We start from the raw sequence: 23,674 nt of genomic DNA on the forward strand, positions 1-23,674 counted from the left end.
TGCGATAGCGCACGCGACGGGATGAGGGTTGCGGCCCGGTCGCGGCGAGGGCCTAGCCGCCCTCGTCCTTGGGCCAGAACGTGATCAGGATGTTGGACGGCGCCACGCCGTTGCTGTCGCGCGGCAGCGGGTCCGAGCGCTGCACCGCGCGCAGCACCGCGTTGTCCCAGCCGGCATTGCCGCTGGATTTGGCAAGCCGCGTCGACAGCAGCGAGCCGTCGGGGGCCATGTGCACGGCGACCACCGCCGCCGGATTGCCGGCGACGTCGTCGTTGAAGATGATGTTGGGCTTGACCCGCTGGCGCACGCGCTCGGCATAGCCCGACGACGGCCTCGCCGACGATCCGGAGCCGGCCCCGGTGTTGGCCGTGGCGCCGGCGCCGCCCGCCTGCGCGCGCAGGCGCGCCAGTTCGGCCTGGCGCTCGGCATTGCTGGCCTGGCGCTGCGCTTCCGCGGCCTTGCGTTGCGCCTCCTTGCGCGCCGCTTCGGCGCGGGCCTGGCTTTCGCGCTGCCGCTGCTGTTCGACCTCGCGTTCGGCCTCCCTGGCCTTGCGCTGCTTCTGCTGCAGCGAGATATCGGCGTCTTCTTCTTCGACCGGCTGCGGCGTCGGCGCCGGCTTGACGACGGGCTCGGGCGCGGTGGCCTCGGGCACGGGCTCCCACAGTTCCGCCGCGACCCCGGTGGGCACGGCATTGCGCCAGCGCACGCCGTAGTACAGCAGGGCCCCCAGCAGCAGGTGCATGAGCAGGGCCAGCAGGAAACAGGTCAGCGTGCGCCGCTCGCGCACGGGCTGGTAGGGAGAGGCGGCGGTCTGCATGGTCCTTGGATGCGGCGGAAACCAGGCCTTTTCATTCTATGAGGCGCAACCGCATCAACCAAGTGCAGGGCGGCACAGGCGGCGCCTGTCCGTGTCTCGCCAAAGGCCGGCAAGGCCGCGTCGGCTTCAGCCCCTGGTGAAGATTTCGAGGAAGTGCTTGCTGGGATCCTCGAAATAGATGCGCCGGCCACCGTCATCGGTACTGACCTCGCCGGGGCGGCGCCGGTACGGGTCGGCCCAGTAGGTGAGCTGGTGCGCGCGGACCCGGGCAAAACCGTGGTCGAACTCGGCATCGCTGACCAGGAAGGCATAGTGCTGCATGGCGATCTCGCCTTCCGCGTCCATGAAGTCAAGGGTCACGCCGTTGTCGAGCGCCACGCCGAGGAAGGGCCCGAACGGCTCGGCCGGCGGGCGGCCCAGCACCTCGCACAGGAAGTCGGCCGAGACCTGCTTGTCGTGAGAGAAGACGATGGTGTGGTTGAGCTGGATGGCCATGTCGCAATCTCCGTGCTGGGGATGAACGCCTCCTCCCAGCGTACAAGGATTTTGCGCGCCCCGCCCGGCGCACCGGTCAGCTGCCGTCCAGCTTCCTCAGCGCCGCGCCGACTTCGCCATGAAAGGCGCGCAGCGCCTCCAGCTCCAGATTCGCCGGCTGCAGCGCGGGCCACAGCAGGGCCACCATGCCCGCGGCGGTCTTGTCGATATCGACCTCGCGCTCGCGCGCGATGGCATCCCAGAGGATATGCTCCATCGGCCCCAGGATGGCGGAGCGCAACAGGCTCAGCGGCAGGTCGGCGCGAATCTCGCCATGTTCGCGGCCGCGCGCCAGCAGCTCCATCAGCGGCGCCGTATAGCGGCGCTGCAGCGGCACGAACTCCTGCCCCAGCTCCGGCCCCTTGGCCCGTCCCTCCGACAGCACCAGCGCGCACAGCCCGGTCCCCTGGATCAGGAACAGGCGCAGGTGCGTCTTCACGTAGAACGCCAGCTGCGCCCTGGTGCTCTGGTCGCGCGGCATGCCGCGCTCGACCGCGTCGATGATTTCGTCGTACCAGTCCTCGATGACCCGCACGCACAGCTTGCGCTTGCTCTGGAAGTACGTGAACACCGTGGCCTCGGACACGCCCAGGCGCTGGGCAATCTCGGTGGTGGTGGTCTTGTCGTAGCCCAGTTCGGCGAACACCTCGCGGCTGACGCGCAGGATGTCGCGGATGCGTTGTTCCGCCCTGGCCCCGGACGGGATCCGGCGGGTGGCGGCGTTGTCTTCCATGGTGGCGGTTTCCGGCAGGCGAAGGCACGAATGATAGGCCGCATCCCCGGCAGGGCGCGGAACTGCGGCAGCGCGGACCGGCGGTGGCCGCGCACTGCCGTCACATCGTACCCCATTCTGGCGCGAAGTTGAGTAAGCCTCAAATTAATGTTGAATTTTCCCGGCAGCCCGTATACCTTTTCGTCATTCCGATGTGATGAGACCGAAGTCGATGGACCATCCGGCAGCACTCACAGCAGCTTCACGGGGTTAACCCGGACTGGGCCAATCACCCCGGCGATATTCGCGATCTTGAGTTACGCTCAACTCAAGTCGAAACCGAGCGCTTTGGAGACAACAATGAAGATGCAGGGAGAGCCGCTTCCCACCATTCTGCCGATCGGCGGGCTGTCGCACGTCCGTGGCGACACCAGCATTGCGCTATCCGAGCAGACCGTGCCGGCGCTGCTGGCGCAGACCGTGGCAGCATTCCCGGAACGCGAGGCCGTGGTCTTTCGCGAGCAGGGCGTGCGCTGGAACTGGCGCGAGTTTGCCGAAGCCATCGATGCGCTGGCGGCCGGGCTGCATGCGCTTGGGCTGGTCCGGGGCGATCGCGTCGGCATCTGGGCGCCCAACCGGGTGGAGTGGCTGGTGACGCAGTTCGCCACGGCCCGGCTGGGTCTGGTACTGGTCAACATCAATCCGGCGTACCGGCTGGCGGAGCTGGAGTACGCGCTGAACAAGGTCGGCGTCAAGGCGGTCGTTGCCGCCGAGGCCTTCAAGACCTCGCGCTACCTCGACATGCTGCAGGCGCTGGCGCCGGAACTGGCCACCAGTGCACCGGGCGCGCTGCAGGCCGCGCGGCTGCCGTCGCTGCGCTGGGTGATCCGCATGGGCGAGGGCGACACGCCCGGCATGATCCGCTATGCGGAGGTGCTGGCGCGGGGCGCCGGCGTGGCGCGAGAGGAACTCGACCGCATCACGGCGCAACTCGACCGCCATGATGCGATCAACGTGCAGTTCACCAGCGGCACCACCGGCGCACCCAAGGGCGCCACGCTGACGCATCGCAATATCGTCAACAACGCGCGCTTTATCGCCATGGCGATGCGCTTCTCCGAGCAGGACAAGCTGTGCATCCCGGTGCCGTTCTACCACTGCTTCGGCATGGTGCTGTCGGTGCTGGCGTGTGTGTCGACTGGCGCGGCGATGGTGTTCCCGGGCGAGGCCTTCGACCCCGAGGCCACCATGCGCGCGGTCAGCGAAGAGCGCTGCACCGCGCTGCACGGCGTGCCGACGATGTTTATCGCGCAGCTGGACCATCCGCGTTTCGCCGACTACGACTTCTCCTCGCTGCGCACCGGCATCATGGCCGGCTCGCCATGCCCGATCGAAACCATGAAGCGGGTGGTGGCGCAGATGCATATGTCCGAGGTGACCATCGCCTATGGCATGACCGAGACCAGCCCGGTGTCGTTCCAGAGCAGCACCACCGATCCGCTCGACAAGCGCACCACCACGGTGGGCCGGGTCCAGCCGCACCTGGAGGTCAAGATCGTCGATGCCAGCGGCGCCACCGTGCCGGTGGGCGAGAAAGGCGAGCTATGCACGCGCGGCTATTCGGTGATGCTGGGCTACTGGGACGACGAGGCCCGCACCGCCGAAGCCATCCGCGACGGCTGGATGCACACCGGCGACCTGGCCACCATTGACGAAGAGGGCTACTGCAATATCGTCGGCCGCGTCAAGGACATGCTGATTCGCGGCGGCGAGAACATCTACCCGCGCGAGATCGAGGAATTCCTGTTCCGCCATCCCAAGGTCCAGGCGGTACAGGTGTTCGGCGTGCCCGATGCCAAGTACGGCGAGGAGGTGTGCGCGTGGATCGTGCTGAAGCCGGGCGAGAGCGCCACCGAAGACGAGATCCGCGCGTTCTGCCGCGACCAGATCGCGCACTACAAGATTCCGCGCTACATCCGCTTTGTCGACGAGATGCCGCTGACCGTGACCGGCAAGGTGCAGAAGTTCGTGATGCGCGACCAGATGGTGCGCGAGCTGAACCTCGATGAATCCAGGACGGCTTGAACGCAGCGCCCGAGAGATAACCCTACACAACCGATAACCGACTGCCCGAGGCCCCTATGGCGGTAATTGAAACCAAGCTGAACGCCCGCTCCGAGTCGTTCAGGACCAATGCGCAGGCAATGCAGGATCTGGTTGCCGACCTGCAGGCAAAGATCGCCAAGCTGGCCGAAGGCGGCGGCGCGGCCGCGCGCGACAAGCACCTGGCGCGCGGCAAGCTGCTGCCGCGCGAGCGCGTGCAGCAGCTGCTCGACCCGGGCACGCCGTTCCTGGAGCTGTCGCAGCTGGCGGCGTACGACATGTACGACGATGCCGCGCCCGGCGCCGGCATCATCACCGGCATCGGCCGCGTCGCCGGGCAGGAATGCGTGATCGTCTGCAACGACGCCACCGTCAAGGGCGGCACGTATTACCCGATGACGGTCAAGAAGCATGTGCGCGCGCAGGAGATCGCCGAAGAGAACCACCTGCCGTGCATCTACCTGGTCGATTCCGGCGGCGCCAACCTGCCCAACCAGGACGAAGTGTTCCCCGACCGGGACCACTTCGGCCGCATCTTCTACAACCAGGCCAACCTGTCCAAGCGCGGCATCCCGCAGATCGCGGTGGTGATGGGCTCGTGCACCGCGGGCGGCGCCTACGTGCCGGCGATGAGCGACGAGTCGATTATCGTCAAGAACCAGGGCACCATCTTCCTGGGCGGCCCGCCGCTGGTGAAGGCCGCCACCGGCGAGGAAGTCAGCGCGGAAGACCTGGGCGGCGCCGACGTGCATACGCGCCTGTCCGGCGTGGCCGACTACTTCGCGCAGAACGACCACCATGCGCTGAGCCTGGCGCGCAATATCGTGCAGCACCTGAACCGGCGCAAGCCGGACCAGATCCGGCTGCACGAGCCGGTCGAGCCGCTGTATCCGGTGGAAGAGCTGTATGGCGTGATCCCGACCGATACGCGCAAGCCGTACGATGTGCGCGAGGTGATCGCGCGCCTGGTCGACGGCTCCGAGTTCGACGAGTTCAAGGCACGCTACGGCACCACGCTGGTCTGCGGCTTCGCGCGCATCTGGGGCTATCCGGTCGGCATCGTCGCCAACAACGGCATCCTGTTTTCGGAGTCGGCGCTCAAGGGCGCGCACTTTATCGAGCTGTGCTGCCAGCGCAAGATCCCGCTGGTGTTCCTGCAGAACATCACCGGCTTCATGGTCGGGCGCAAGTACGAGAACGAGGGCATCGCGCGCAACGGCGCCAAGATGGTGACGGCGGTGGCGACCGCGCAGGTGCCCAAGTTCACGGTGATCATCGGCGGCTCGTTCGGCGCCGGCAACTACGGCATGTGCGGGCGCGCGTATTCGCCGCGCTTCCTGTGGATGTGGCCGAACGCGCGCATCTCGGTGATGGGCGGCGAGCAGGCCGCGAGCGTGCTGGCGACGGTGCGCCGCGATGGCATCGAAGCAAAGGGCGGAAAGTGGAGCGCGGAGGAAGAGGACGCCTTCAAGCAGCCTATCCGCGACCAGTACGAGCACCAGGGCCACCCGTACTACGCCAGCGCGCGGCTGTGGGACGACGGCGTGATCGATCCCGCGCAGACGCGCACGGTGCTGGGGCTGGGCCTGTCGGCCAGCCTCAATGCGCCGATCGACGAGATGAAGTTCGGCGTGTTCCGCATGTAATCGTGGCATGTCACAACGACTAGGAAGCTCAATGTTCAACAAGATCCTGATCGCCAACCGCGGTGAAATCGCCTGCCGCGTGGCCGCCACCTGCCGCCGGCTGGGCATCCGCACCGTCGCGGTGTATTCCGATGCCGACGCCGAGGCGCGCCACGTCGCCTTCTGCGACGAGGCCGTGCATATCGGCGGCGCCGCCGCGCGCGACAGCTACCTGCGCGCCGACCACATCATCGAGATGGCCAAGGAGACCGGCGCCCAGGCTATCCACCCGGGCTACGGCTTCCTGTCCGAGAACGAAGCCTTCGCCGAGGCCTGCGCCGCGGCGGGGCTGGTCTTTATCGGCCCGCCGGCGTCCGCCATCCACGCGATGGGCAGCAAGAGCGCGGCCAAGCAGCTGATGGAAAAGGCGTCGGTGCCGCTGGTGCCGGGCTACCACGGCGAGGACCAGGACCCGGCGCTGCTGCGGCGCGAGGCCGACCGCATCGGCTATCCGGTGCTGCTCAAGGCCAGCGCTGGCGGCGGCGGCAAGGGCATGCGCGTGGTCGAGTCCGGCGACGGCTTCGAGGCCGCGCTGGCGTCGGTCAAGCGCGAGGCCAGCGCCAGCTTCGGCGACGACAAGGTGCTGGTCGAGAAGTACCTGACGCGCCCGCGCCATATCGAGATCCAGGTGTTCGCCGACACCCACGGCAATTGCGTCTACCTGTTCGAGCGCGACTGCTCGGTGCAGCGGCGCCACCAGAAGGTGCTGGAGGAAGCGCCGGCGCCCGGCATGACCGAGGAGCGTCGCCGCGCCATGGGCGAGGCAGCGGTGGCCGCGGCAAAAGCCGTCGGGTACGTGGGCGCCGGTACGGTCGAGTTCATCGCCAACCAGGACGGCTCGTTCTACTTCATGGAGATGAACACGCGCCTGCAGGTCGAGCATCCGGTCACCGAGATGATCACCGGTCAGGACCTGGTCGAATGGCAGCTGCGCGTTGCCGCCGGCGAAGCGCTGCCGCTGACGCAGGACCAGCTGCGCATCGACGGCCATGCGCTGGAGGCGCGCATCTACGCGGAGAACCCCGACAAGCAGTTCCTGCCGTCCACCGGCACGCTGCGCTTCCTGCGCACGCCGCCGGCGGTGCAGTTCATGCGCGGCGAGGATGCCCACGGCCCGGCCGGCGTGCGCATCGACGCCGGCGTGCGCGAGGGCGACACCATCAGCCCGTTCTATGACCCGATGATCGCCAAGCTGATCGTCTGGGGCAAGGACCGCGACGAGGCGCTGGCGCGCATGCGCCAGGCGCTCGCGGCCTACCACGTAGTGGGGCTGTCGACCAACGTGGCGTTCCTGCAGCGGCTGGTGAAGTCGGAGGCGTTCCGTACCGCCGATCTCGACACCGGCCTGATCGAGCGCAACGAGGCGGTCCTGTTCCCGCCGCCCGCGCCGGTCGGCATGGAAGTGATCGCGCTGGCGGTGGCTGCGCTGCTGGCGCGTGAGAGCCAACAGCGCCGCATCGATGCCGCCGACCAGCACTCGCCGTGGACCCAAGCCGGGGCCTGGCGGCTGAACGGCGGCGCGTCGCGCAGGCTGCGCTTCGGCTACGGCGAGCAGGTGCTCGACGTGAAGCTGGACAGCAACGAGCGCGGCAGCACGCTGAGCTACGCCGACCAGGCCGCGCCCTTTGCCTATACCTGCCAGGCCGACGATATCCGCGTCAACCTCGGCACGCGGCGTGCGCACGGGCAGGTCCACCTGGATGGCGACGAGTTTCACGTGTTCCATGGCGGCCGCCACGCCACGCTGGCGTGGCTCGATCCGCTCGCGCATGCCGGCGAGGCCGAAGGCGAGGGCGGCAAGCTGACCGCGCCGATGCCGGGCAAGGTCATCGCCGTGATGGTCGAGGCCGGCAGCACGGTTGCGCGCGGCGCGCCGCTGCTGGTGATGGAGGCGATGAAGATGGAGCACACCATCTGCGCCCCCGCCGACGGTGTCGTCAGCGAAGTGCTCTACGGTATCGGCGAGCAGGTTGCCGAAGGCGCGCAACTGCTCGCGTTCAGCGACTGACGGCGGCGACTCACGGCGCCGGGTCGGTGCTATCCTGCTGCCTCGAATCCATTGGGCCGAGGCCGGGAGGACGGTATGACCATGACGCTTTACTACAACCCCCAGAGCCGCGCGTCGGTGGCGCGCTGGATGCTGGAGGAGGTTGGCGCGGACTACGCGTTGCAGCACATCGATATCGCCAAGGGGGAAAGCCGGGCGCCGGCTTTCCTGGCGATCAATCCGATGGGCAAGATCCCCACGCTGGTGCTGGACGACGGCACCGTGCTGACCGAGAACGGCGCGATCATCGCCTGGCTCGCCGATGCCTATCCGAAAGCCGGGCTGATGCCGCCGCCGGGCTCGTCCGCGCGCGGCACGGTGCTGCGGTGGCTGTTCTTCTGCGGCAGCTGCTTCGAGCCGGCGCTGACCGACCGCATGATGCGTGCCCAGGCGCCGCTGCCGAAGCAAACCGTCGGCTGGGGCGACTATGACGAAGTCATCGACGCCATCGAAAAAGCCCTGTCCCCGGGACCCTTCGTGCTCGGCGAAAGCTTCAGCGCCGCCGACGTCTATCTGGGCGCGTCGCTGGCGTGGGCCGGGCAGTTCGGTGCGCCGCGCGTCCGCGAAAGCCGCTCCATCCAGGACTACGTCGGGCGCATCACCGCGCGCGACGCCTTCGTGCGCGCGGCCAAAGGCTAGCGATACCGGCGTGCTTCGGGCGCTGCATGCCGGCGGGCGTCCCGTCGGTGTGACGCCGCCACGGCCTGCATTGCCCCCCGGAGTGTGAGACATTGGAGTCCCGGCCAGCGGCGCCGGTCGCAATGGCACGCTGGTCCACCTGGCGCCGGTCTCCGGCGCCGTGCCTTCAAGGAGACGCAACATGCCTGGCAAGAACACCATCTGCTTGTGGTACGACCGCGATGCGCTGGACGCGGCGAACTTCTATGCCAAGACCATTCCCGACAGCGCAGTCGGCGCCGTGATGCGCGCACCGGGCGACTATCCGGATGGCAAGGAGGGCGATGTGCTGACGGTCGAGTTCACCGTCGCCGGGATCCCGTGTGTCGGGTTGAACGGAGGGCCGCACTTCAAGCACAGCGAGGCCTTCTCGTTCCAGATCGCGACCGACGACCAGGCCGAGACCGACCGGCTATGGGACGCCATCGTCAGCAACGGCGGCCAGGAAAGCGACTGCGGCTGGTGCAAGGACCGCTGGGGCCTGTCGTGGCAGATCACGCCGCGCGCGCTGCTGGCGGCGATCACCGACCCGGACCGCGCCGCGGCCAAGCGCGCCTTCGACGCGATGATGACGATGCGCAAGATCGACATCGCCACCATCGAGGCGGCAAGGCGGGGCACAGCGCCGGGTTGAGGCAGCGCGCGGCTGACCCGGCGGTGCGCGGCGTAGCGGTCGGCTTGCGTGCGCCAGCATCGCGCGAATTTCCATTCCTGTTTCTGCAACGTGGCACTTCAGCAAGGCTTCATCCTGACCCGGCACTGGCGCGATACGCCAGGTGGAACCGAAGTCGAATTCTGGCTGGCGACGGATGACGGGCCACGCCTGCTGCGGCTGGCGCCGCAGCCATCGGTCGCCTTTGTGCCGCAGGTGCAGCGCGAGCGTGCGGAGGCACTGCTGTCGCGCGAGCGCGGGGTCGAGCTGCGCCCGCTGGCGCTGTGCGATTTCCAGCGCAGGCCGGTGCTGGGGCTGTACTGCGCCCAGCAACGGCAGCTGATCCAGTTGGCCAGAACGCTGCGCGATGCCGGCGTCGACGTGTATGAAGCCGATATCCGGCCGCCGGAGCGCTACCTGATGGAGCGCTTCATCACCGCGCCGGTGTGGTTCGACGGCGAGCCGGATGGCGCCGGCGTGCTGCGCAACGCGCAGATGAAGCCGTCGGCCGACTACCGGCCGGCGCTGCGCCTGGTGTCGCTCGATATCGAAACCAGTGCGGCGGGCGAGCTCTATTCGATCGCGCTCGAAGGCTGCGGCCAGCGCCAGGTTTACGTGCTGGGGCCGGCGCCGCAAACGCCGGTCGAGGTCGATTTCTCGCTGACCTACTGCGCCACCCGGCCCGAATTGCTGCAGCGGCTTAACCAGTGGCTGGCCGACCACGATCCCGATGCGATCATTGGCTGGAACCTGGTGCAGTTCGACCTGCGCGTGTTGCAGGAGCAGGCGCGCCGGTTCCAGGTGCCGCTGCGGCTGGGGCGCGGCGGCACGGAAATGGAATGGCGCGAGCACAACGCGCAGCAGCACTTCTTCGCCAGCGCGCCGGCGCGCCTGATCATCGACGGCATCGAGGCGCTGCGCTCCGCGACATGGAGCTTTCCATCGTTCAGCCTCGAAGCGGTGGCGCAAGCGCTGCTGGGAGAGGGCAAGGCGATCGACAATCCGTACGACCGCATGGATGCCATCGACCGCATGTTTGCCCATGACAAGCCGGCGCTGGCGCGCTACAACCTGCGCGACTGCGAGCTGGTGACGCGCATCTTCGGGAAGACCGAACTGCTGCCGTTCCTGCTCGAGCGCGCCACGGTCACGGGCTTGCCGGCCGACCGCAGCGGCGGCTCGGTGGCGGCATTCACGCACCTCTACATGCCGCTGATGCATCGCCAGGGCTTCGTCGCGCCCAACCTCGGCGAGAAGGCGCCCGAGGCCAGCCCGGGCGGATTCGTGATGGACTCGCGCCCCGGATTGTATGAGTCCGTACTGGTGCTGGACTACAAGAGCCTGTATCCGTCGATCATCCGCACCTTTCTGATCGATCCGGTCGGCCTGGTCGAAGGGCTGGCGCATCCGGACGATGCCGATGCGGTGCCGGGCTTCCGCGGCGCGCGGTTTTCGCGGACCAAACATTGCCTGCCGGCCATCGTGGCACGGGTGTGGCAGGGGCGCGAGGCCGCCAAGCGCGACGGCAACAAGCCGCTGGCGCAGGCGCTCAAGATCATCATGAACGCGTTCTACGGCGTGCTCGGCTCCAGCGGCTGCCGCTTCTTCGATGCGCGGCTGGCGTCGTCGATCACCATGCGCGGGCACGAGATCATGCGGCAGACCCGGGCGCTGATCGAGGCGCGCGGCTACGAGGTGATCTACGGCGACACCGACTCCACCTTCGTCTGGCTGCGCCGCGCGCGCACGGAAGCCGACGCCGCGCAGATCGGGCGCAGCCTGGTGGCCTACGTCAACGACTGGTGGCGCGACCACCTGTGGCAGACCTACGGGCTGGAGAGCGCGCTCGAGCTGCAGTTCGAGACCCATTTCCGGCGCTTCCTGATGCCGACGATCCGCGGCGCCGATATGGGCAGCAAGAAGCGCTATGCCGGCCAGGTGGAGCGGCCGGACGGCAGGCGCGAGATGGTTTTCAAGGGGCTGGAGACCGTGCGCACGGACTGGTCGCCGCTGGCCCAGCGTTTCCAGCAGACGCTCTACGAAAAAGTGTTCAACCGCGAGCCGTATGCGGAGTATGTGCGCGACATCGTGCGCCGCACGCTGGCCGGGGAACTGGACGAGGAACTGGTCTACCGCAAGCGGTTGCGGCGCCGGCTCGAGGAGTACCGGCGCAACGTGCCGCCGCATGTGCGCGCCGCGCGCCTTGCCGACGACTATAACGAGCGCCATGGGCGTCCGCGCCAGTATCAGCATGGCGGCTGGATCAGCTATGTGATGACGGTGGCAGGGGCTGAACCGCTGGAAGTGCGGACCGCGCCGATCGACTATGGCCACTACGTGACCCGGCAGCTGCAGCCGATTGCAGACGCAATCCTGCCGTTTCTGGACGATGACTTCGAGACGCTGTTGTCGGGGCAGATGGCGCTGTTTCCGTAGGGGCGGAAAAGTGCCGTTGCCAGCGCTTTCGATAATCCTAGGAAAAAGGCTTGCCAGGCCGACGCCCGAGGCATTAAGATTCGCCCCCTCGTTCGCACGGCAAGGTGCAACGGGGCGGAACGGCGCGCAAGTATTGACTCGAAAGAGGGCGTCCAGCGCAATAAAGAATTTTTCGAAATCAGTTGCTTAATCGAAAAAATTTCTTTAAAGTCTCGTTCCTTCGCTGCTGACAACGCAGCGCGCTGAACGGCAAAGCCGGGCGGCGAAGTTCTTTAACAAACAAACAACCGATAAGTGTGGGCGCTTGATAGCGGATGCGAAAGACTTCGGTCTTTTAGCTTAAAAGTTATACAGTGCTCGCACAGCAAAACGTGACTGGATCTTCGGATCTGGTCAGTCAGTTTTCTGAGAGTGAGCGACCGCTCGAAAGAGCGAGGGTCTTCGGACCCATACAGAGATTGAACTGAAGAGTTTGATCCTGGCTCAGATTGAACGCTGGCGGCATGCCTTACACATGCAAGTCGAACGGCAGCGCGGGCTTCGGCCTGGCGGCGAGTGGCGAACGGGTGAGTAATACATCGGAACGTGCCCTGTCGTGGGGGATAACTAGTCGAAAGATTAGCTAATACCGCATACGACCTGAGGGTGAAAGCGGGGGACCGCAAGGCCTCGCGCGATAGGAGCGGCCGATGTCTGATTAGCTAGTTGGTGGGGTAAAGGCCTACCAAGGCGACGATCAGTAGCTGGTCTGAGAGGACGATCAGCCACACTGGGACTGAGACACGGCCCAGACTCCTACGGGAGGCAGCAGTGGGGAATTTTGGACAATGGGGGCAACCCTGATCCAGCAATGCCGCGTGTGTGAAGAAGGCCTTCGGGTTGTAAAGCACTTTTGTCCGGAAAGAAATGGCCTGGGCTAATACCCTGGGTCGATGACGGTACCGGAAGAATAAGCACCGGCTAACTACGTGCCAGCAGCCGCGGTAATACGTAGGGTGCGAGCGTTAATCGGAATTACTGGGCGTAAAGCGTGCGCAGGCGGTTTGATAAGACAGGCGTGAAATCCCCGAGCTCAACTTGGGAATGGCGCTTGTGACTGTCAGGCTAGAGTATGTCAGAGGGGGGTAGAATTCCACGTGTAGCAGTGAAATGCGTAGAGATGTGGAGGAATACCGATGGCGAAGGCAGCCCCCTGGGACGTCACTGACGCTCATGCACGAAAGCGTGGGGAGCAAACAGGATTAGATACCCTGGTAGTCCACGCCCTAAACGATGTCAACTAGTTGTTGGGGATTCATTTCTTCAGTAACGTAGCTAACGCGTGAAGTTGACCGCCTGGGGAGTACGGTCGCAAGATTAAAACTCAAAGGAATTGACGGGGACCCGCACAAGCGGTGGATGATGTGGATTAATTCGATGCAACGCGAAAAACCTTACCTACCCTTGACATGCCACTAACGAAGCAGAGATGCATTAGGTGCCCGAAAGGGAAAGTGGACACAGGTGCTGCATGGCTGTCGTCAGCTCGTGTCGTGAGATGTTGGGTTAAGTCCCGCAACGAGCGCAACCCTTGTCTCTAGTTGCTACGAAAGGGCACTCTAGAGAGACTGCCGGTGACAAACCGGAGGAAGGTGGGGATGACGTCAAGTCCTCATGGCCCTTATGGGTAGGGCTTCACACGTCATACAATGGTGCGTACAGAGGGTTGCCAACCCGCGAGGGGGAGCTAATCCCAGAAAACGCATCGTAGTCCGGATCGTAGTCTGCAACTCGACTACGTGAAGCTGGAATCGCTAGTAATCGCGGATCAGCATGCCGCGGTGAATACGTTCCCGGGTCTTGTACACACCGCCCGTCACACCATGGGAGTGGGTTTTGCCAGAAGTAGTTAGCCTAACCGCAAGGAGGGCGATTACCACGGCAGGGTTCATGACTGGGGTGAAGTCGTAACAAGGTAGCCGTATCGGAAGGTGCGGCTGGATCACCTCCTTTCAGAGCGTGCAGCCAACGTTGAGCGTCCACACTTATCGGTAGCTTGTTGGTTAAGGCCTGGTGGCCAAATGAAAGCACTTGTCTGAGTGTTTCCATTTGGCATTGCCAAGCGATCCGATGGATCGTCTGCTCTTTAAAAATATGGGATGTAGTAAAGGTGTCGCGAGCGTTGATGAGACGCTGCAGTACAAACGCGATACCGGGTTGTGATTGTATCAACCAAATGTATTTTAAAGTGATCGAAAGATGACTTGGAATACGGCACAAATGCGAGAACTCAACCTGTAGCGACTGTTTCGAGCGATCGAGACACACTCGTTATAGGGTCAAGCGAACAAGTGCATGTGGTGGATGCCTTGGCGATCACAGGCGATGAAGGACGCGGTAGCCTGCGAAAAGCTTCGGGGAGCTGGCAAACGAGCTTTGATCCGGAGATGTCCGAATGGGGAAACCCGGCCCGAATGGGTCATCCCACACTGAATTCATAGGTGTGGGAAGCGAACGCGGCGAACTGAAACATCTAAGTAGCTGCAGGAACAGAAATCAACCGAGATTCCCAAAGTAGTGGCGAACGAAATGGGAAGAGCCTTGTACTCTTTAGCAGTGGTGTTAGCAGAACGGGATGGAAAGCCCGGCCATAGCAGGTGATAGCCCTGTATGCGAAAACACGATTGTGGAACTAGGTGTACGACAAGTAGGGCGGGACACGTGAAATCCTGTCTGAAGATGGGGGGACCATCCTCCAAGGCTAAATACTCGTGATCGACCGATAGTGAACCAGTACCGTGAGGGAAAGGCGAAAAGAACCCCGGGAGGGGAGTGAAATAGATCCTGAAACCGCATGCATACAAACAGTCGGAGCCCTTTCGGGGGTGACGGCGTACCTTTTGTATAATGGGTCAGCGACTTACATTCAGTGGCAAGCTTAACCGATTAGGGAAGGCGTAGCGAAAGCGAGTCCGAACAGGGCGTTGAGTCGCTGGGTGTAGACCCGAAACCAGATGATCTATCCATGGCCAGGTTGAAGGTGCGGTAACACGTACTGGAGGACCGAACCCACTAACGTTGAAAAGTTAGGGGATGAGCTGTGGATAGGGGTGAAAGGCTAAACAAATCTGGAAATAGCTGGTTCTCTCCGAAAACTATTTAGGTAGTGCCTCGTGTCTCACCTTCGGGGGTAGAGCACTGTCATGGTTGGGGGGTCTATTGCTGATTACCCCGCCATAGCAAACTCCGAATACCGAAGAGTGCAATCACGGGAGACAGACATCGGGTGCTAACGTCCGGTGTCAAGAGGGAAACAACCCAGACCGCCAGCTAAGGTCCCCAAATATAGCTAAGTGGGAAACGAAGTGGGAAGGCTAAAACAGTCAGGAGGTTGGCTTAGAAGCAGCCACCCTTTAAAGAAAGCGTAATAGCTCACTGATCGAGTCGTCCTGCGCGGAAGATGTAACGGGGCTAAGCTATATACCGAAGCTGCGGACGCGTGCGTTCCTTTAAGTGCACCAAGCTTGTCGATGCGCAGCATCGACAAAGCCACCAACAATGATCGATGGTGGTCGTGCTAGTGGATTTAAAGGAGCGCACGCGTGGTAGGAGAGCGTTCTGTAAGCCTGTGAAGGTGTCTTGTAAAGGATGCTGGAGGTATCAGAAGTGCGAATGCTGACATGAGTAGCGATAAAGGGGGTGAAAGGCCCCCTCGCCGTAAGCCCAAGGTTTCCTACGCAACGTTCATCGGCGTAGGGTGAGTCGGCCCCTAAGGCGAGGCAGAGATGCGTAGCTGATGGGAAGCAGGTTAATATTCCTGCACCGTCGTATGATGCGATGGGGGGACGGATCGCGGAAGGTTGTCCGGGTGTTGGAAGTCCCGGTCCCTGTAGTGGAGAAGGCGCTTAGGCAAATCCGGGCGCGTAATTCAAGGCTATGGGGCGAGCGGCCTAGTGCTGCGAAGCAATTGGAAGTGGTTCCAAGAAAAGCCTCTAAGCTTCAGTCATACGAGACCGTACCGCAAACCGACACAGGTGGGCGAGATGAGTATTCTAAGGCGCTTGAGAGAACTCGGGAGAAGGAACTCGGCAAATTGGTACCGTAACTTCGGGATAAGGTACGCCCTGGTAGCTTGACTGGCCTGCGCCAGAAGGGTGAAGGGGTTGCAATAAAATGGTGGCTGCGACTGTTTAATAAAAACACAGCACTCTGCAAACACGAAAGTGGACGTATAGGGTGTGACGCCTGCCCGGTGCCGGAAGATTAAATGATGGGGTGCAAGCTCTTGATTGAAGTCCCGGTAAACGGCGGCCGTAACTATAACGGTCCTAAGGTAGCGAAATTCCTTGTCGGGTAAGTTCCGACCTGCACGAATGGCGTAACGATGGCCACACTGTCTCCTCCCGAGACTCAGCGAAGTTGAAGTGTTTGTGATGATGCAATCTCCCCGCGGCTAGACGGAAAGACCCCATGAACCTTTACTGTAGCTTTGCATTGGACTTTGAACCGATCTGTGTAGGATAGGTGGGAGGCTTTGAAGCGTGGACGCCAGTTCACGTGGAGCCGTCCTTGAAATACCACCCTGGTTTGTTTGAGGTTCTAACCTTGGCCCGTGAATCCGGGTCGGGGACAGTGCATGGTAGGCAGTTTGACTGGGGCGGTCTCCTCCCAAAGTGTAACGGAGGAGTTCGAAGGTACGCTTGGTACGGTCGGACATCGTACCTAAAGTGCAATGGCAAAAGCGTGCTTAACTGCGAGACCGACAAGTCGAGCAGGTGCGAAAGCAGGACATAGTGATCCGGTGGTTCTGAATGGAAGGGCCATCGCTCAACGGATAAAAGGTACTCTGGGGATAACAGGCTGATACCGCCCAAGAGTTCATATCGACGGCGGTGTTTGGCACCTCGATGTCGGCTCATCTCATCCTGGGGCTGTAGCCGGTCCCAAGGGTATGGCTGTTCGCCATTTAAAGAGGTACGTGAGCTGGGTTTAAAACGTCGTGAGACAGTTTGGTCCCTATCTGCCGTGGGCGTTGGAATCTTGACGGGGGCTGCTCCTAGTACGAGAGGACCGGAGTGGACGTACCGCTGGTGTACCTGTTGTCTCGCCAGAGGCATCGCAGGGTAGCTATGTACGGAAGAGATAACCGCTGAAAGCATCTAAGCGGGAAACTCGCCTGAAGATGAGGATTCCCTGGAGGCTTGACCTCCTTGAAGGGTCGTTCGAGACCAGGACGTTGATAGGCTGGGTGTGGAAGCGCAGTAATGCGTTAAGCTAACCAGTACTAATTGCCCGTAAGGCTTGATCCTATAACCAGTGTGTTTCACACGGGTAGAGCGATCGCCTTGTGCCTCGATACACGCACAACCAACACTACATCCCGATTCGTGACGCTGTCCACAGACAGCGCCACAACCCCTCATGCCTGGTGACCATAGCGAGCTGGAACCACCCCTTCCCATCCCGAACAGGACCGTGAAACAGCTCCGCGCCGATGATAGTGCGGATTCCCGTGTGAAAGTAGGTCATCGCCAGGCTCTTATACTGCAAAACCCCTCGACAGCGTGTGCTGCGAGGGGTTTTTGCTTTGGCGCGGCGAAGCCGGGGGGCAGCGCGGCATTCCAGAGGATGCTGCCGGCGCCGCCCAGCGAGGGGAGAACGCACGCGCTGCCGTGTCGGCATGGAGTATTTGCAAGCTCTGCCGGTCCCGGTACAGGAATTCGTGCAAATCGTGGTCGGTGCAATATGCGAGGCTGGCAGCGGGCCTGCGGTGAGGCATGGATTGGGGCCTGCAGGGATGGTGCCTAGGTGCTAACCTCAAATAAGGCACTCGACCGCCTTCACCCTCGCAAGGGAGAGAAAATGAGCCGCCTGCTGCTCAGCAATATCGCACCCGACACCTCTGACGAGGAGATCCAGGCGTTCCTGGAAAAATACGGTTTCCCGCCATTCGACAGCCTGGAGCATGAGGACGGCGACGGCTCGCACCCGGCCGTGCTGCTGACTTATGAAACGCTGGATCCGGCGGTGCTCGGCAAGCTTCAGCAGCGCATCGACCATATGTACTGGAAGAAGCGCCAGCTGAGCGCTTCCATCCTGCATGACCGTTTTGCCTGAGCCGCCTACTGGCCTGGCGCGCCCACGCCGGCCGTGCCGGATTCCTCGGCGGGTTGGGGTGTAAGCGGGGCAGGAACCGCCATCATCTTATCGGCCGGGTAGAGCGCCATGAAGCTTCGCGCCAGTTCAGGATCCCGGCATGCGAGCCATGCACCCCACTGCAGGTGCGGAATCATCACGACCGCCCGTTTTTCCTTGCCGGGGGCGTGCATCAGCTTCATCACTGCATGGCCCGGCGCGCCCACCGTGAACATGGCGAAGGAATAGCTTCCGTCCGGCCATTGCTTCCACAGCCCGGCAATGCCGAGCGCCGGCTCGTCCGGTAGCCAGATCCGGTACCGGATCCAGCCCTGGCCGGCGACGTAGCAGGGTTCGTAAATGGCCATCGCCGGCACCAGGCACAACTGGGTACGGTGCCACGCGCTGCACGAACCGCGCTTGTCGCCGACGCACTCGGCGCGGACATTCATGGTTTCAAAATCCCGGGCGCCGTGGACGTGGCGCGAGCGCGGCACGAGGCCAAAAGTAGCCAGCAAACATTCGCGGCGGCCACGGGCATCCACACGCACGATCGGCGCAGCATCGCCGGGCCATATTTCCGGCTTCCATGTTCCTGGCGGTGGCTCGACCCCGAAAACATCGCGCAGCACCGGGCCGGTCACTGCGGTGAAATTGGTACACACGATATTGCCTCCCCTGACGTCAGATGCCGTGTCGCAGGCACGGTCAGCCGTTATTCGCTACACCTGTCCGAGTGGCGGTGCGAAGGGAAGGGTAGGCGTCTCTCCGGCTGACCAGCATTGCTAGCAGCTATCGCGATACCTCCGACGCCATTTTCCTGGCCGATTCCAGATGGTGCTCGAGCGTCGGCAAGGTCTTCTTTGCAAAATCCCGTACATCGTTGTCGCGCGCGTCGCTTGCGGCCTTGCGGAACAGCGCCACCGCGTCGTTGTGCGCCTTGACGCCGACTTCGTCAGCGTATTGCTTGTCGAAGCTTGCACCCTGCAGTGCGCCCATGGCTTCCAGCTTCTTCTGATCAGCGGGACTCGGGGTGGTCGGCAATTGCACACCCTTGGCGTTGGCCAACCGCTTCAGGTCTTCCGCCGCGGCGCGGTGGTCCTGCAGCATCTGCCCGGCAAAACGCTTGACCGTGCCGCTGGTGGCCTTGGTCTCGGCCAGCTTGCTGGCATCGATTTCCATCTGGCCCGCCTGCGCAGCCTTGTTCATGAAATCCACGTCGCCGGCGGGCGGCGCGGCGTACAGGCCGGTTGTCAGGCAAAGCAATATCGCCGCAAGCGCGTATTTGGCATGGCGCCCAGGGCGGCCGGGCTGGCGTGCATCGAATGGCATGACTGTCTCCTGAACGGGCAACCATACCCGGCCTTGCAACAATCATGCCGCCATGCCGTGCAATATCCGGCCTCAGGAGACCCGGACAAATTTGGCGACCGAAGGCACCCCCTGCGAGTCGATGATAAACAGCATGTAGTAGCCGGGCGGCACCAGCGAACTGGAGGCGGGCAGGGTGACGCGCAGGTTCTTCGCGCCCTGTTTGGTATGGCGCAATTTGATATAGCGCTGGTGCATGTCGTTGGCGTGGGTCACAGCCCCCGGCGCCACCAGGGCAACGCTGGAAACATTGGGGGTGCTGGAGCCAACGGTAAAGGTTTGTCCCAGGCTCAATGTACCGGGTGCGCTGGTGATATTGGGGCGCGCGCCCTTGAACAGGTACGGTGGCGAATACACCTGGGCCTGGTGCGTGCTGGCGGCGAGGGGATTCATATCGTCCTGGGACAGCAGGACGGTGGCGTCAGGCAACAGAATGGCACTGGAGTGGTAGCCCGCCTGGATGGTGTTCGGACTCATCGAAATCCAGGTCCCGGTCGGATCGCCGGCCGGCTTGTTGTAAAGCTCGCTGTCGAAATGCGGGTTGTCATAACCATTGCTGGCCGCATTTCCGCCTACCGTAAACAGCGTGCCATCCGGCAGGATCACGGTATTGGCGTTATGGCGAGGCTGCAGCCATTGCGGAAACTGTCTCCACCCGGCGTTGGGGTTGCCGACATCGAACCATTCGTTGTTGCGGAAGGCGCTGTCACCTTCGGCACCGCCCGCGATCATCACGACCTGCTTGGCGGGCGTGACCGAGGCATCGGTATAGAGAACGCCGCTGGCGTACTCATAGTGCGAACTCAGCATGTTCGGAATGCTGCTCCATGACCAGGTGCCGGGCGTCAGCAGCACGGTATTGTAGAAGGCCGGCCCGGCCTGCATCATCTGGCCCGAACCCAGCAGATATTGGAACGGGTACATGCCGGAGGGGTGGTGGAGCGAAATCGTGCTCATCGTGCCAACGCTGTCCATGCCCGCGGCAGGGGTGAACAACTCGACCACCGACGTGGTATTTCCGGATCCCGTTTCATCGAGACCGCTGGTAATCACCACCCGGTTGTCTGCCAGCTTGGTCACCGTCGGATACCAGCGGCCGACCGACATATTCGGTTGTGTGGTCCAGGTCTCGCTGAGCGGATTGAAGGTATAGCTGCTCAGGGCCCCCTGGAAGTTCTGCTGTCCCTCTGGCGCATTCGGATCCGGGTAGCGCAGATTGCCACCGGCAATGAAAACCCTGCCGTCGCTCAATATCGTCTGGCCGGCACACCAGATGTTCTCGGGAGGCGTAATGGGATGGCCCGTGCGTGTCACAGGATCCCAGACATAGGCGACACCGGTGTTCGATGCTGCAGGATTATGGTATTGGGTCGGCTCGTACGACCAGAACAGCACCTTGCCTGTATGCAGCAATACCGCAGTGATGCCGACTACCGGGATGACGAATGGCTCGCTCCATTGGCCAGCCGTATTGGTGGCCTGGGCTCTGGCTGCTGCCAGCACCTGATCATCCGGCGTGGCAACCCGGTCCAGCCCGGCTGCCACGCGACATTGTTTGGCACGCGCCCTGGCATGCGACTCGGCATGGGCCGGACCGAGCACGGCATTTTCTCGCTGCCTCAGCCTGGCTTCCGCGGAAGGGTTGTTGCAGGCGTCATTGTCGAAACTGACGGGGGGAGCTGCGTGAACCGACAGGGCCAGCAGGAAAAAGCCAACCACTGACGCCCACACGGTTTTCCGGAAAATCATGCGTTGACGCATTTGCATCACCTCCTGCGGTGACAGCGTTGCCTGGAATGCGGGAGTTCCGCGCGGCGAAGCTCACGGTGGAATGCCGCAAAGGCATTCCCACCGGACTTTTCTAGCTTAGGGTGGCAAGCAGCGAGGCAATGTGGGCTGGCGCACGGAAGGCATGCGATTGGGGGCTTGCATTTTGCTCAAGCAGCGTTGGGGGCGCTGGGTGGATCGGCAGGTGCTGGCTATATGTGATTTAACATAATATACATTATGCGAACAACAGCTGTTGGCCGTTTTTTCTAATGTCGTACTTGAGCCAAATAGAAATGTCGTACCCCGTTGCCAAGGCTGGCATGCTGGCGCCTTTCCGTCCATCCGAGACTGGAGGCCGCGATGCGCAAGCCCGAGACCATCACGATGACGATGCGCGAACTCGATCGGCTCAAGGTGATTCAGGCCGTGGTCGACCATGGCCTGGCGGTCTGGCGCGCGTCACTCGCCCGCGATCGTCGTGACCACGGTCCAGCGGCCGCCTTTGACCTGGTACAGCGTTGATGCCGGATGCTTCAGGTCGCCGTTGGCATCGAAGGCGATTTTTCCGGTGACGCCCTCGTACTGCGTGGCGCGCACCGTCGGCACGTACTTGGCAGGTTTCGCGGAGCCGGCGTCTTTCATTGCGAGGATGGCCACCCAGGTGGCATCGTAGGCAAACGGCGCATAGCTCAGGGCGTCGCTGCCGAAGCGTTTCCTGAACTTCTGTAGGAAGGCCCTGCCTTGCGGCAGGCTGTCGAGCGGACGTCCATACTCCCATGCCATGGCGCCTTCCGCGGCGGGCCCGGCGATCTTCAGGAAGATGCTGTCGGCGATGCCGCCGCTGCCGACGAACTGGGTGCGCATGCCGAGTTCGCGCATGCGCTTCGTGATCAATGCCGCCTGGTTGTCCAGTCCGGCGAAGAAGAGCACGTCGGCGTTTGCGGCGCGGATGTTGGTGAGCTGGGCACTGAACTCGACGGTCTTGTCGTTGGCATATTCCGCGATCGCGATCTTCCCGCCCGCGGCGACGACGGCCTTCCTGAACTCGTCCACCGCACCGTGGCCGAACGCGGTGCGGTCGTCCATCACGGCAATGCGGTGGGCCTGCATCGCCTTGACCACGTACTTGCCCGCGTTGCCGGAGTTTTGCGCGTCGGTTGGAATGACGCGGAAGACCGTTCCCAGGCCCTGCCGCGTGATGGCCGGATTGGTCGCCGCTGGATGAATCACCGGGATCCCGGCCCGGGCGAAAACCGGCCCGGCCGGTAGTGCGACGCCCGAGTTGTAATACCCGATCACGGCGGCCACGCCATCGTCCACCAGTTTCTGCGCCAGCTGGACGCCGATGCGCGGGTCGCTCTGGTCATCGGCGGTGGCAAGTTCGAAGCGCACGGCATGTCCGTCGAGCCGGATAGCCTGCGCATTGGCTTCCTCCACAGCAAGGCGGACACCGTTCTCGATGTCCTTGCCGTTGGCGGCGTTGAGCCCGGTAAGCGGCGCCGACACGCCGATCCTGACCACCTGCTGCCCAAGCGCATGGGTGCATGCCAGGGCCAGCAGCATGGCGTTGAGGCCCGCTACCAGCAGTCTTCTGGCAAAGTCGGTCATTGGTTCCTTTCCGCGGCAGAGTGCGTCGGCGCATGGCGACTGCGGCCGGTGCATGCGCCCTGCCCGATTCTAACGGTGAAATCATCCCGTCTGCCGGCGCTCGTGGCTGGGCGCATGCCCGAACTGCGCCCGGTATGCCTTGCTGAAATGGCATGGCGACTGAAAGCCGCAGACTGCCGTCACCTGCGCGATCGACGCATTGGTGGTGCGCAGCATGTCGCGCGCGCGCTTCAGGCGCAGGGTCAGGTAGTAATGCGTCGGCGACACGTTCAGATAGAACTTGAACATGCGCTGCAGGTGCCGCTGCGACAGCCGCACCAGCCGCGCCAGTTCGTCGAGCGACAGCGGTTCCTCGATATTCGCCTCCATCAGCCGCACTACCTCGACCAGCTCTGCCCGCGACAGGCCGACGCGCGCATTGACCGGGACCGGCTGCGCATCGGTGGCGCCGCGTATGCGCTCGAGTATGAACTGCTCCGAAACCTGCGCGGCCAGCTGCCGGCCGAAGCGAAGGCCGACGAGGTGCAGCATCATGTCGATGGGCGCCGTGCCGCCCGTGCACGTGAGCCGGTCGCGGTCGATGACAAAGAGCTCGTCGGCGAAACGCACCAGCGGAAACTCTTCATGCAGCGACGCCCGGCTCTCCCAATGCACAGCGCAGCGGTAGCCGTCCAGCAGCCCGCTCGACATCAGCGCGTAGGCGCCGGTGCAGATGGCGCCCAGCGGCATCGCCAGCGCGGCCAGCTTCGCCAGCATGGCACGAAGGCGCTCGTCAACGGCATCGCGGATGCGGATGCCTCCGCAGACGATGATGACGTCCGGCAGCGCGGCGGCGTCGAGGGTGCCGGTGGGCCGGACCACGATGCCGTTGCTCGCCTGCACCGGTTCGCCGTCGGGCGAATAGATCGACCACGTGTAATGCTCGGCACGCCCCAGGTAGTTGGCCATGCGCAGCACTTCGACCGCACTGGAAAACGCGATCATCGAGAAGTCCGGCAGGGTCAGGAAGCCGAAATGCGAGAGCGGCGCCAGCGCTGCGGCGGGCGCGGCGGACTCGTGGGACGGCATTGGCGCGGAAATGCTGTCGGTTGGCACGGCTGCAACGTCCCTGAGGTCGAGGTCCCGGCGGCTGGCGGCTAGTGCCGAA

15 protein-coding genes and 3 rRNA genes are annotated in these 23,674 nt (G+C 63.4%); 10 read left to right on the plus strand and 8 right to left on the minus strand.

Annotation, left to right across the window (positions count from 1 at the left end):
- Positions 1-52 precede the first annotated feature (52 nt).
- The 3 genes from tolA to ACEI37_RS18900 all read right to left on the minus strand — a co-directional run bounded on the left by tolA (position 53) and on the right by ACEI37_RS18900 (position 2,084).
- Positions 53-817: a cell envelope integrity protein TolA gene (gene tolA, locus ACEI37_RS18890; protein WP_373380177.1), complete on the minus strand. Its 765-nt coding sequence runs from the start codon at positions 815-817 to the stop codon at positions 53-55.
- A gap of 126 nt (positions 818-943) precedes the next feature.
- Positions 944-1,312: a VOC family protein gene (locus ACEI37_RS18895; RefSeq protein WP_373380178.1), complete on the minus strand. Its 369-nt coding sequence runs from the start codon at positions 1,310-1,312 to the stop codon at positions 944-946.
- A 76-nt stretch (positions 1,313-1,388) separates the two neighbouring features.
- Positions 1,389-2,084, minus strand: coding sequence for a TetR/AcrR family transcriptional regulator (locus ACEI37_RS18900; protein ID WP_373380179.1), 696 nt, complete (start codon positions 2,082-2,084; stop codon positions 1,389-1,391).
- A 339-nt stretch (positions 2,085-2,423) separates the two neighbouring features.
- On the opposite strand from ACEI37_RS18900, the gene ACEI37_RS18905 reads away from it, so the two are divergent.
- The 10 genes from ACEI37_RS18905 (at position 2,424) to ACEI37_RS18950 (ending at position 17,760) form a co-directional block, all read left to right on the plus strand.
- A complete protein-coding gene (locus ACEI37_RS18905; RefSeq protein ID WP_373380180.1) occupies positions 2,424-4,148 on the plus strand; it encodes an AMP-binding protein in 1,725 nt (574 codons plus the stop codon).
- Between the two features lie 56 nt (positions 4,149-4,204).
- Positions 4,205-5,812, plus strand: a complete 1,608-nt coding sequence (locus tag ACEI37_RS18910) for a carboxyl transferase domain-containing protein (RefSeq protein WP_373380181.1) — start codon at positions 4,205-4,207, stop codon at positions 5,810-5,812.
- A gap of 31 nt (positions 5,813-5,843) precedes the next feature.
- Entirely contained in the window at positions 5,844-7,859 is a 2,016-nt protein-coding gene (locus ACEI37_RS18915) for an acetyl-CoA carboxylase biotin carboxylase subunit (protein WP_373380182.1), read from the plus strand.
- 75 nt (positions 7,860-7,934) lie between these two features.
- On the plus strand, positions 7,935-8,537 hold the full coding sequence (locus ACEI37_RS18920) for a glutathione S-transferase family protein (RefSeq protein ID WP_373380183.1): 603 nt from the start codon (positions 7,935-7,937) through the stop codon (positions 8,535-8,537).
- A gap of 181 nt (positions 8,538-8,718) precedes the next feature.
- Positions 8,719-9,210 carry a VOC family protein gene (locus ACEI37_RS18925; RefSeq protein ID WP_373380185.1) on the plus strand — a complete coding sequence of 164 codons (492 nt, stop codon included), beginning with the start codon at positions 8,719-8,721 and terminating at the stop codon, positions 9,208-9,210.
- A gap of 90 nt (positions 9,211-9,300) precedes the next feature.
- Positions 9,301-11,664 carry a DNA polymerase II gene (locus tag ACEI37_RS18930; protein WP_373380186.1) on the plus strand — a complete coding sequence of 788 codons (2,364 nt, stop codon included), beginning with the start codon at positions 9,301-9,303 and terminating at the stop codon, positions 11,662-11,664.
- A 460-nt stretch (positions 11,665-12,124) separates the two neighbouring features.
- A 16S ribosomal RNA gene (locus ACEI37_RS18935) occupies positions 12,125-13,656 on the plus strand.
- Between the two features lie 324 nt (positions 13,657-13,980).
- A 23S ribosomal RNA gene (locus tag ACEI37_RS18940) occupies positions 13,981-16,952 on the plus strand.
- Positions 16,953-17,067: 115 nt separating this feature from the next.
- Positions 17,068-17,180 (plus strand): 5S ribosomal RNA (rrf, locus tag ACEI37_RS18945).
- The 16S, 23S and 5S rRNA genes sit together here, the layout of an rRNA operon.
- Before the next feature lie 325 nt (positions 17,181-17,505).
- On the plus strand, positions 17,506-17,760 hold the full coding sequence (locus ACEI37_RS18950; RefSeq protein ID WP_373380187.1) for an RNA-binding protein: 255 nt from the start codon (positions 17,506-17,508) through the stop codon (positions 17,758-17,760).
- 5 nt (positions 17,761-17,765) lie between these two features.
- On the opposite strand, the gene ACEI37_RS18955 is transcribed toward ACEI37_RS18950, so the two are convergent.
- The 5 genes from ACEI37_RS18955 to ACEI37_RS18975 all read right to left on the minus strand — a co-directional run bounded on the left by ACEI37_RS18955 (position 17,766) and on the right by ACEI37_RS18975 (position 23,595).
- Positions 17,766-18,443: an SOS response-associated peptidase family protein gene (locus tag ACEI37_RS18955; RefSeq protein ID WP_373380188.1), complete on the minus strand. Its 678-nt coding sequence runs from the start codon at positions 18,441-18,443 to the stop codon at positions 17,766-17,768.
- Between the two features lie 127 nt (positions 18,444-18,570).
- Positions 18,571-19,110: a DUF4142 domain-containing protein gene (locus ACEI37_RS18960; protein ID WP_373380189.1), complete on the minus strand. Its 540-nt coding sequence runs from the start codon at positions 19,108-19,110 to the stop codon at positions 18,571-18,573.
- 72 nt (positions 19,111-19,182) lie between these two features.
- Positions 19,183-20,910: a galactose oxidase-like domain-containing protein gene (locus ACEI37_RS18965; protein WP_373380190.1), complete on the minus strand. Its 1,728-nt coding sequence runs from the start codon at positions 20,908-20,910 to the stop codon at positions 19,183-19,185.
- Positions 20,911-21,378: 468 nt separating this feature from the next.
- Entirely contained in the window at positions 21,379-22,527 is a 1,149-nt protein-coding gene (locus ACEI37_RS18970; RefSeq protein ID WP_373380191.1) for a branched-chain amino acid ABC transporter substrate-binding protein, read from the minus strand.
- 81 nt (positions 22,528-22,608) lie between these two features.
- The gene (locus ACEI37_RS18975) at positions 22,609-23,595 is read right to left on the minus strand and encodes a GlxA family transcriptional regulator (RefSeq protein WP_373380192.1); all 987 of its coding nucleotides are present in this window, start codon (positions 23,593-23,595) and stop codon (positions 22,609-22,611) included.
- Positions 23,596-23,674: the final 79 nt, after the last annotated feature.

It is taken from the genome of Cupriavidus nantongensis, assembly GCF_041726985.1.
Classification (GTDB): Bacteria; Pseudomonadota; Gammaproteobacteria; order Burkholderiales; family Burkholderiaceae; genus Cupriavidus; species Cupriavidus nantongensis_A.

What these genes read in the sequence shown, in the direction of transcription:
- tolA (WP_373380177.1), bottom strand. Translation starts at nt 817, where the DNA reads ATGCAGACCGCCGCCTCTCCCTACCAGCCCGTGCGCGAGCGGCGCACG.
- ACEI37_RS18895 (WP_373380178.1), bottom strand. Translation starts at nt 1,312, where the DNA reads ATGGCCATCCAGCTCAACCACACCATCGTCTTCTCTCACGACAAGCAG.
- ACEI37_RS18900 (WP_373380179.1), bottom strand. Translation starts at nt 2,084, where the DNA reads ATGGAAGACAACGCCGCCACCCGCCGGATCCCGTCCGGGGCCAGGGCG.
- ACEI37_RS18905 (WP_373380180.1), top strand. Translation starts at nt 2,424, where the DNA reads ATGAAGATGCAGGGAGAGCCGCTTCCCACCATTCTGCCGATCGGCGGG.
- ACEI37_RS18910 (WP_373380181.1), top strand. Translation starts at nt 4,205, where the DNA reads ATGGCGGTAATTGAAACCAAGCTGAACGCCCGCTCCGAGTCGTTCAGG.
- ACEI37_RS18915 (WP_373380182.1), top strand. Translation starts at nt 5,844, where the DNA reads ATGTTCAACAAGATCCTGATCGCCAACCGCGGTGAAATCGCCTGCCGC.
- ACEI37_RS18920 (WP_373380183.1), top strand. Translation starts at nt 7,935, where the DNA reads ATGACCATGACGCTTTACTACAACCCCCAGAGCCGCGCGTCGGTGGCG.
- ACEI37_RS18925 (WP_373380185.1), top strand. Translation starts at nt 8,719, where the DNA reads ATGCCTGGCAAGAACACCATCTGCTTGTGGTACGACCGCGATGCGCTG.
- ACEI37_RS18950 (WP_373380187.1), top strand. Translation starts at nt 17,506, where the DNA reads ATGAGCCGCCTGCTGCTCAGCAATATCGCACCCGACACCTCTGACGAG.
- ACEI37_RS18960 (WP_373380189.1), bottom strand. Translation starts at nt 19,110, where the DNA reads ATGCCATTCGATGCACGCCAGCCCGGCCGCCCTGGGCGCCATGCCAAA.
- ACEI37_RS18965 (WP_373380190.1), bottom strand. Translation starts at nt 20,910, where the DNA reads ATGCGTCAACGCATGATTTTCCGGAAAACCGTGTGGGCGTCAGTGGTT.
- ACEI37_RS18970 (WP_373380191.1), bottom strand. Translation starts at nt 22,527, where the DNA reads ATGACCGACTTTGCCAGAAGACTGCTGGTAGCGGGCCTCAACGCCATG.
- ACEI37_RS18975 (WP_373380192.1), bottom strand. Translation starts at nt 23,595, where the DNA reads ATGCCGTCCCACGAGTCCGCCGCGCCCGCCGCAGCGCTGGCGCCGCTC.